The organism is uncultured Aquabacterium sp., from assembly GCF_913773725.1.
Taxonomy (GTDB): Bacteria; Pseudomonadota; Gammaproteobacteria; order Burkholderiales; family Burkholderiaceae_C; genus Aquabacterium.
On the sequence record NZ_CAJYGK010000056.1, the window covers coordinates 1 to 8110 of the forward strand.

The window sequence follows — 8110 nt, forward strand, 5'->3', positions numbered from 1 at the left end:
GACCTCCACCAGCGATTCCCATCAGGGACCGTGGCTCGCGCCACAACAAGTCCGGATATACGGGTGCAATCTTTACCTTCTTGGCAGCAGTGAGTGAGGGCTTGGCTTATTCGGGGCGTCCATATACTGTTCTTATGACGTCCAGCCGGGCACCTGCAAACCTGAGCGGCGCCTCGGCACTTCATACCAAAACAGCCTCCAGCGCCCACTCAATAAGCGCGACCAGCTATTAAAACAGGAGCAACGAAAAAGCGCCCCGCAGGGCGCTTGGCACGGTGAGCGGCGCCGCAGCGCCTTCGCTCAGCGTGGCAGGTCGGAGTACCCCATCAGGAACTCGTCCACCGAGCGGGCAGCCTGGCGGCCTTCGCGAATGGCCCACACCACCAGCGACTGCCCGCGGCGGATGTCGCCCGCAGCGAACACCTTGGGCACGTTGGTGGCGTAGCCGCCGTCAAAATCGGTCGTGGCGCGGGCGTTGCCGCGGGCGTCTTTTTCCACGCCAAAGGCATCGAGCACCGTCGCCACCGGGCTCACAAAGCCCATGGCCAGCAGCACCAGGTCGGCCTTGAAGACCTTTTCGGTGCCGGGCACTTCAACGAACTTGCCGTCCTTGAATTCGACCTGCACGGTCTTGAGGCCCGTGACCTTGCCCTTGTCGCCCATGAATTCCTTGGTGGAGATGGCAAATTCACGCTCGCAACCCTCTTCGTGGCTGGAGGACGTGCGCAGCTTGTAGGGCCAGTAGGGCCAGACCAAAGGCTTGTTCTCCTGCTCGGGGGGCATGGGCATCAGCTCGAACTGGGTCACGCTGGCCGCGCCATGGCGGTTGCTGGTGCCCACGCAGTCAGAGCCGGTGTCACCGCCGCCGATCACAACGACGTGCTTGCCATCGGCTCGCAGCTGGCCCTTGACCTTGTCGCCCGCGTTCACGCGGTTTTGCTGGGGCAGGAACTCCATCGCGAAGTGGATGCCATCGAGGTCGCGGCCGGGCACGGGCAGGTCGCGCGATTGCTCAGCGCCACCGGTCAGCAGCACGGCGTCAAACTCTTTTTGCAGCTCTTCTGGCGTGACGGTTTCCTTGGCCAGATTGGTGACCTTGGAGCCCTTGCCCAGCGGGTCCTTGGCGGCGCCCACCACCACACCGGTGCGGAAGACCACCCCCTCGGCCTTCATCTGCTCCACACGGCGGTCGATGTGCGACTTTTCCATTTTGAAGTCAGGAATGCCGTAGCGCAGCAGGCCACCCACGCGGTCGTTCTTTTCAAACACCGTCACATCGTGGCCCGCGCGGGCCAGTTGCTGAGCCGCCGCCATGCCCGCAGGGCCTGCACCCACCACGGCCACCTTCTTGCCCGTCTTGTGCTTGGGCGGCCGCGGCTGCACCCAGCCTTCAGCCCAGGCGCGATCGATGATCGCGTGTTCGATGGACTTGATGCCCACCGCGTCGTCGTTCACGTTGAGCACGCATGCTGCCTCGCAGGGTGCAGGGCAGATGCGGCCGGTGAACTCGGGGAAGTTGTTGGTGCTGTGCAGCACCTCGATCGCGCTCTTCCAGTCGGCGTGATACACCAGATCGTTGAAGTCCGGAATGATGTTGTTGACCGGACAGCCGTTGCTGCAGAACGGCGTGCCGCAGTCCATGCAGCGCGCGGCTTGCACCTTGGCCTGGCTCTCATCGAGGCCAATGACGAATTCCTTGTAGTGCTTCAGGCGCTCGGGCACGGGCTTGTAGCCCTCTTCGATGCGCTCGTATTCCATGAAGCCAGTAGTTTTTCCCATGACGGAGTGTCCTTGTCTATGAATGTGGTGCGAAGGTCTGCGGGGTCACCTTATTTGGCGGGTACTGCTTCTTTTTTAGTAGCAGCTACCGCTGGTGTAGCGGACTCCTCCAGCACTTTCCGTTCATAAATCTCAGCCAGCGCGCGCTTGTACTCGGTGGGGAACACCTTGACGAATTTGGCGCGCGAAGCAGCCCAGTTGTCCAGCAACTCGCGGGCGCGCTTGCTGCCCGTCCAGCGGTTGTGGTCTTCCAGCAGCTTCTTGAGCTGGGCTTCATCGGTCTGGCCGTTGTGCCAGATCGAGCGGGGCACGGTGGCTTCTTGCTCAGCAGAGGGCAGGATGCGTTCCAGCGCGACCATCGACATGTTGCAGCGCGACTCGAACAAACCGTCTTCGTCGAACACGTACGCCACGCCGCCGCTCATGCCCGCCGCAAAGTTGCGGCCGGTCTTGCCCAGCACCACCACGGTGCCGCCGGTCATGTATTCGCAACCGTGGTCGCCCGTGCCTTCGACCACCGCCGTGGCACCCGACAGACGCACGGCAAAACGCTCGCCCGCCACGCCGCTGAAGAACGCCTCACCCGTGGTGGCGCCGTACATCACCGTGTTGCCCACGATGGTGTTGCGCACTGCGTCGCCACGGAAGTCGATGCTGGGGCGCACGATGACGCGGCCGCCCGACAGGCCCTTGCCCGTGTAGTCGTTGGCATCGCCAATCAAATACAGCGTGATGCCGCGTGTGAGGAATGCACCGAACGACTGGCCGCCCGTGCCTTCCAGCTGGATGCGGATGGTGTCGTCCGGCAGGCCTTCAGGGTGCACGCGGGTCACCGCGCCCGAGAGCATCGCGCCGACCGAGCGGTTCACGTTGCGCGCCACCTCGATGAACTGCACGCGCTCGCCCTTTTGGATGGCGGGCTGGCTGCGCTCGATGAGCTTGCGGTCCAGCGTGTGCTCGATGTTGTGGTCTTGCACGTCCACATGGAAGCGCGGCACGTCGGCAGGTACGTTGGGCTGGGCGAACAGGCGGCTGAAGTCCAGGCCACGTGCCTTCCAGTGCTCCAGGCCCTGGCGGGTGTCGAGCAGGTCGGTGCGGCCGATCATGTCGTCGAACTTGCGGATGCCGAGCTGGGCCATGATCTGGCGCACTTCTTCAGCGATGAAGAAGAAGTAGTTCACCACGTGCTCAGGCTTGCCCGAGAACTTCTTGCGCAGCTCGGGGTCTTGCGTGGCCACGCCCACGGGGCAGGTGTTGAGGTGGCACTTGCGCATCATGATGCAGCCTTCCACCACCAGCGGAGCGGTGGCAAAGCCGAATTCATCCGCGCCCAGCAGCGCGCCGATGACGACGTCACGACCGGTCTTCATCTGGCCGTCGGCCTGCACGCGGATGCGGCCGCGCAGGCGGTTGAGCACCAGGGTCTGCTGGGTTTCGGCCAGGCCGATTTCCCAGGGCGAACCGGCATGCTTGATCGACGACCAGGGCGATGCGCCCGTGCCGCCGTCGTGACCGGCGATCACCACATGGTCGGCCTTGCACTTGGCCACGCCGGCTGCAATGGTGCCCACGCCCACTTCGGACACCAGCTTGACGCTGATGCCGGCGTGCGGTGCCACGTTCTTCAGGTCGTGGATCAGCTGGGCCAAATCTTCGATGGAATAGATGTCGTGGTGCGGCGGGGGCGAGATCAGGCCCACACCGGGCACGCTGTGGCGCAGCTTGCCGATGTAGGTCGAGACCTTGCCGCCGGGCAGCTGACCGCCTTCACCGGGCTTGGCGCCCTGGGCCATCTTGATCTGGATCTGGTCGGCTGACGAGAGGTATTCCGCCGTCACACCAAAGCGGCCCGACGCCACCTGCTTGATGCGGCTGCGCAGCGAATCGCCGTCCAGCAACGGCAGATCGACCTCCACGTTCTCGGCGCCAATCACGCTCTTGAGCGTGTCGCCCTTCTTGATTGGGATGCCCTTGAGCTCGTTTCGATAGCGGCGCTCGTCCTCACCGCCCTCACCCGTGTTGCTCTTGCCGCCGATGCGGTTCATGGCCACGGCCAGAGTGGCGTGGGCTTCGGTCGAGATCGAACCCAGCGACATGGCACCAGTGGCAAAGCGCTTGACGATTTCCTTGGCGGGCTCCACTTCGTCGATCGAGATGGCCTTGGACGGATCGATCTTGAACTCGAACAGGCCGCGCAGCGTCATGTGGCGCTTGCTCTGGTCGTTGATGATCTGGGCGTACTCCTTGTACGTGTTCCAGTTGTTGGCACGCGTGCTGTGCTGCAGCTTGGCAATCGCGTCCGGCGTCCACATGTGGTCTTCACCACGGGCGCGCCAGGCGTATTCGCCACCGGCGTCCAGCATGGTTTCGAGCACAGGGTCATCGCCGAAGGCTGCCTTGTGCATGCGGATGGCTTCTTCGGCGATTTCGAACACGCCAATGCCTTCCACGCGGCTGGCGGTGCCGGTGAAGTACTTGCTGACGGTCTCGGTGTTCAGACCGATCGCCTCGAACAACTGCGCACCGCAGTAGCTCATGTACGTGCTCACGCCCATCTTGGACATGATCTTGGACAGACCCTTGCCGATGGCCTTGACGTAGTTGTAGATGGCCTTGTCGGCCGACAGGTCGCCGCCCAGGTCCTTGTGCATGTCGGCCAGGGTTTCCATGGCCAGGTAGGGGTGCACGGCCTCGGCGCCGTAGCCTGCCAGCACGGCGAAGTGGTGCACTTCGCGGGCCGTACCGGTCTCAACCACCAGACCGGCAGTGGTGCGCAGGCCTGCAACCACCAGGTGCTGGTGGATGGCCGACAACGCCAGCAGCGCGGGGATGGCCACCTGCGTGGCGCTCACGGCGCGGTCGCTGATGATGAGGATGTTGGCACCGCCCTTGATGGCGTCCACAGCCTGCGCGCACAGCGACGCCAACTTGGCTTCCACGCCTTCACGGCCCCAGCTCAGGGGGTAGGTGATGTCGATGGTCACGCTCTTGAACTTGCCGTTGGTATGGCGTTCGATGTCGCGCAGCTTGGCCATGTCGGCGAAGTTCAGCACAGGCTGGCTGACTTCGAGGCGCATGGGCGGGTTGACCTGGTTGATGTCCAGCAGGTTGGGCTTGGGGCCGATGAAGCTGTTGAGCGACATCACGATCGCTTCGCGGATCGGGTCGATCGGCGGGTTGGTCACCTGCGCAAACAGCTGCTTGAAGTAGTTGTACAGCGGCTTGTTCTTGCCCGAGAGTACGGCCAGCGGGCTGTCGTTGCCCATGGAGCCAATGCCTTCTTCGCCATTTTTGGCCATGGGGGCCATCAGGAACTTGATGTCTTCCTGCGTGTAGCCAAAGGCTTGCTGGCGGTCCAGCAGGGGCAGGTCAGCAGTTTGTGGGGCCACAGCATCAGCACCGGTTTCAATGCTGTCGAGCTTGATGCGCAGGTTCTCGATCCACTGCTTGTAGGGCTTGGTGTTGACGATGTTGGCCTTGAGCTCATCGTCATCGATCATGCGGCCTTGTTCCAAGTCGATCAGGAACATCTTGCCAGGCTGCAGGCGCCACTTGCGCACGATCTTGTTCTCGGGGATGGGCAACACGCCAGACTCCGAGCCCATGATGACCAAATCGTCGTCGGTGATGCAATAGCGCGAGGGGCGCAGGCCGTTGCGGTCCAGCGTGGCGCCGATCTGGCGACCATCGGTGAACACGATGGAGGCAGGGCCGTCCCAAGGCTCGAGCATGGCGGCGTGGTATTCATAGAAGGCGCGACGGCGCTCATCCATGGTGGTGTGCTGCTCCCAGGGCTCGGGGATCATCATCATCACGGCCTGGCTGATGGGGTAGCCCGCCATCGTCAGCAATTCCAGGCAGTTGTCGAACGTGGCGGTGTCGGACTGGTCGGCAAAGCTGATGGGGTAGAGCTTTTGCAGGTCGGCCGCCAGCACGGGCGAGGCCATCACGCCTTCGCGGGCCTTCATCCAGTTGTAGTTGCCCTTGACGGTGTTGATTTCACCGTTGTGCGCCACGTAACGGTACGGGTGGGCCAGTGGCCACTCAGGGAAGGTGTTGGTCGAGAAGCGTTGGTGCACCAGGCCGATGGCCGAAACGCAGCGCTCGTCCTGTAGGTCGAGGTAGTACTTGCCCACCTGGTCGGCCAGCAGCAGGCCCTTGTAGACCACGGTGCGGCTGGACATGGACGGAACGTAGTATTCCTTGCTGTGCTTGAGCTTGAGCGCCTGGATATTGGCGCTGGCCGTCTTGCGGATCACGTACAGCTTGCGCTCCAGCGCGTCCTGCACGATCACGTCGTTGCCACGGCCGATGAACACCTGGCGCAGGATAGGCTCCTTCTTGCGCACGGTGGGGGACATGGGCATGTCCACATTCACCGGCACATCGCGCCAGCCCAACAGCACCTGGCCTTCGGCCTTGATGGCGCGCTCCATCTCCTGCTCGCAGGCCAGACGGGATGCGTGCTCCTTGGGCAAAAAGATCATGCCCACGCCGTATTCGCCAGCCGCAGGCAAGGTCACACCCTGCTTGGCCATCTCTTCGCGGTACAGCGCGTCGGGAATCTGGATCAGGATACCGGCACCGTCACCCATCAGCGGGTCGGCACCCACCGCACCACGGTGGTCGATGTTTTCCAGGATCTTCAAGGCCTGCGTCACGATGTCGTGGCGCTTGATGCCTTTGATGTGGGCGACAAACCCGAGGCCGCAGGCGTCGTGTTCGTTACCCGATGAATACAAACCGTGTTGTTGCAGATGCTGGATCTCGGCAGCCGTGGTCATGGCGCACTCCTCGTGGAATTGTTCGCAGGGAACGCAAGATTAGTGCAATGCAGCAAATTCTGGCAAGCACTTTAAATGGGGTCAGATACCATTTATTAATGAGAATAAATCTCAATTAATTAAATTAGGGACATATCAATTAGGATAGCAATTATCGCTTACTGGACAAGCGCTATCGGCCTATTCGGTTTGAACTTCGGGGATGCGCGAGGGCCGCCCTGCCCGCCCTTTGGTCACGCGGCGCTCGGTGCGTTGCTGCAGCTGCGCGAGAAAATCTGCATCGCCCAGGGCCCAGCCGGACAGCGCGGCATCGGTCAGCGCCTGCTGTTCGGCGCCGCTGATGCCGGCCTGCACCAGCGCGCTGTAGGCGGCCTCGCGGGCGAACGGCGTGTTGTCCAGCGCCCAGTACAGGGCGTGCGGCGTGATGAGCTTGTCCACCCGCAGGCCCACGCACTGCGCGTAGCTGGACCAGGGATAGTCGGCCGGCTGCGCCACGCGGCCAGCGCGCACCGGGTTCAGGTCGAGGTAGGCCATGGCCTGCAGCAGGTAGCGCTCGGCCTGCAGCACGGTGGAGCGGTAGCGCCCCTCCCACAGCGTGCCCGACCGGCCATGCCGCAGGTTGAAGCCGCGCACGTAGCTGCGGCCCACGGCCTGCATCATTTGCGGCAGACCCTCGGCCGTCTGCGGCGTGGCCAGCAGGTGCAGGTGGTTGTCCATCAGCACGTAGGCGTGCACGGCCACGGCGTGGCGCCGCGACTGTTCGGCCAGCAGGCCCAGCATGGCCTCGTAGTCCACCGTATCGACAAAGATCGGCTGGCGGTTGTTGCCACGCTGGATGACGTGGTGGACGGTGCCGGGAAGGGTCAGACGGGGCAGGCGGGCCATGGAAGTTGCGACAGAGGGTGGCGGCGCCATGGTAGCGGAGCGGGCGCCGGTGCGGTGCGCCAGGCAGGCCGCGGTTCCTGGAACCAGGCGGCAAGATACGCTATGAGATAGATAGCAAACAGCGCAGCGGGAAAAGCGCTTGACGCCTCTACCGCGCTGAAAACCGCAGAGTGCGTGCCTTCGTGTTTCGCCCACCAAAATCGCTCGTGAATACCAGCGGATTGCTATTTATTCAATAGCGATTAACGCAAGTACACCAAGCGCTAGCGGCATAAAACACCATCAAACCTCAACGCCACCGCGGCTGTCGTTGCAACGCGCGCGGGTCAACGCCACGGCAGCCGCCCGGCCGGCCGCTGCGACGTCGGCCACAGTCCAGCGCGGGGGGGGCGCAGTCGGCACCACGCCGCCCGCAGGCCGCGCCACACCATGCGCCCCTCACGGCGCTAGGGCATCCTTCGCGCAGCCCTGCCCTCAGTCCAGCAGATCCGAATAGTCCCCGCGCCCGAACGCCTCGCTCGCCTTCCACGGCATCACGGCTGGCAGCGGCAGGCGCTCGACGGTCACGCGGGTGATGTCGGTGCCGTGCGCGTCACGGCGCTCGATGGTGCGCGGGTACTGGCCGGCCACGTCCCAGTCCACGGTGGTGGTGCGCTCGCCCT

3 protein-coding genes and 1 pseudogene are annotated in these 8110 nt (G+C 63.5%); all 4 read right to left on the reverse strand.

Annotated features, from left to right (window positions below):
* Positions 1-300 precede the first annotated feature (300 nt).
* Complete coding sequence (locus QZ709_RS06860) at positions 301-1779, reverse strand: glutamate synthase subunit beta (RefSeq protein ID WP_066698362.1); 1479 nt, start codon at positions 1777-1779, stop codon at positions 301-303.
* Between the two features lie 50 nt (positions 1780-1829).
* Entirely contained in the window at positions 1830-6563 is a 4734-nt protein-coding gene (locus QZ709_RS06865) for a glutamate synthase-related protein (protein ID WP_294636533.1), read from the reverse strand.
* Between the two features lie 180 nt (positions 6564-6743).
* Positions 6744-7448 (reverse strand): transposase, encoded by a 705-nt coding sequence (locus QZ709_RS06870; RefSeq protein ID WP_066698368.1) that lies wholly within the window; start codon positions 7446-7448, stop codon positions 6744-6746.
* A 474-nt stretch (positions 7449-7922) separates the two neighbouring features.
* Positions 7923-8110, reverse strand: a pseudogene (locus tag QZ709_RS06875) (hypothetical protein); the annotation flags it as partial.

Coding starts and splice junctions, on each gene's coding strand:
- QZ709_RS06860 (WP_066698362.1), bottom strand. CDS start 1,779: ATGGGAAAAACTACTGGCTTCATGGAATACGAGCGCATCGAAGAGGGC.
- QZ709_RS06865 (WP_294636533.1), bottom strand. CDS start 6,563: ATGACCACGGCTGCCGAGATCCAGCATCTGCAACAACACGGTTTGTAT.
- QZ709_RS06870 (WP_066698368.1), bottom strand. CDS start 7,448: ATGGCCCGCCTGCCCCGTCTGACCCTTCCCGGCACCGTCCACCACGTC.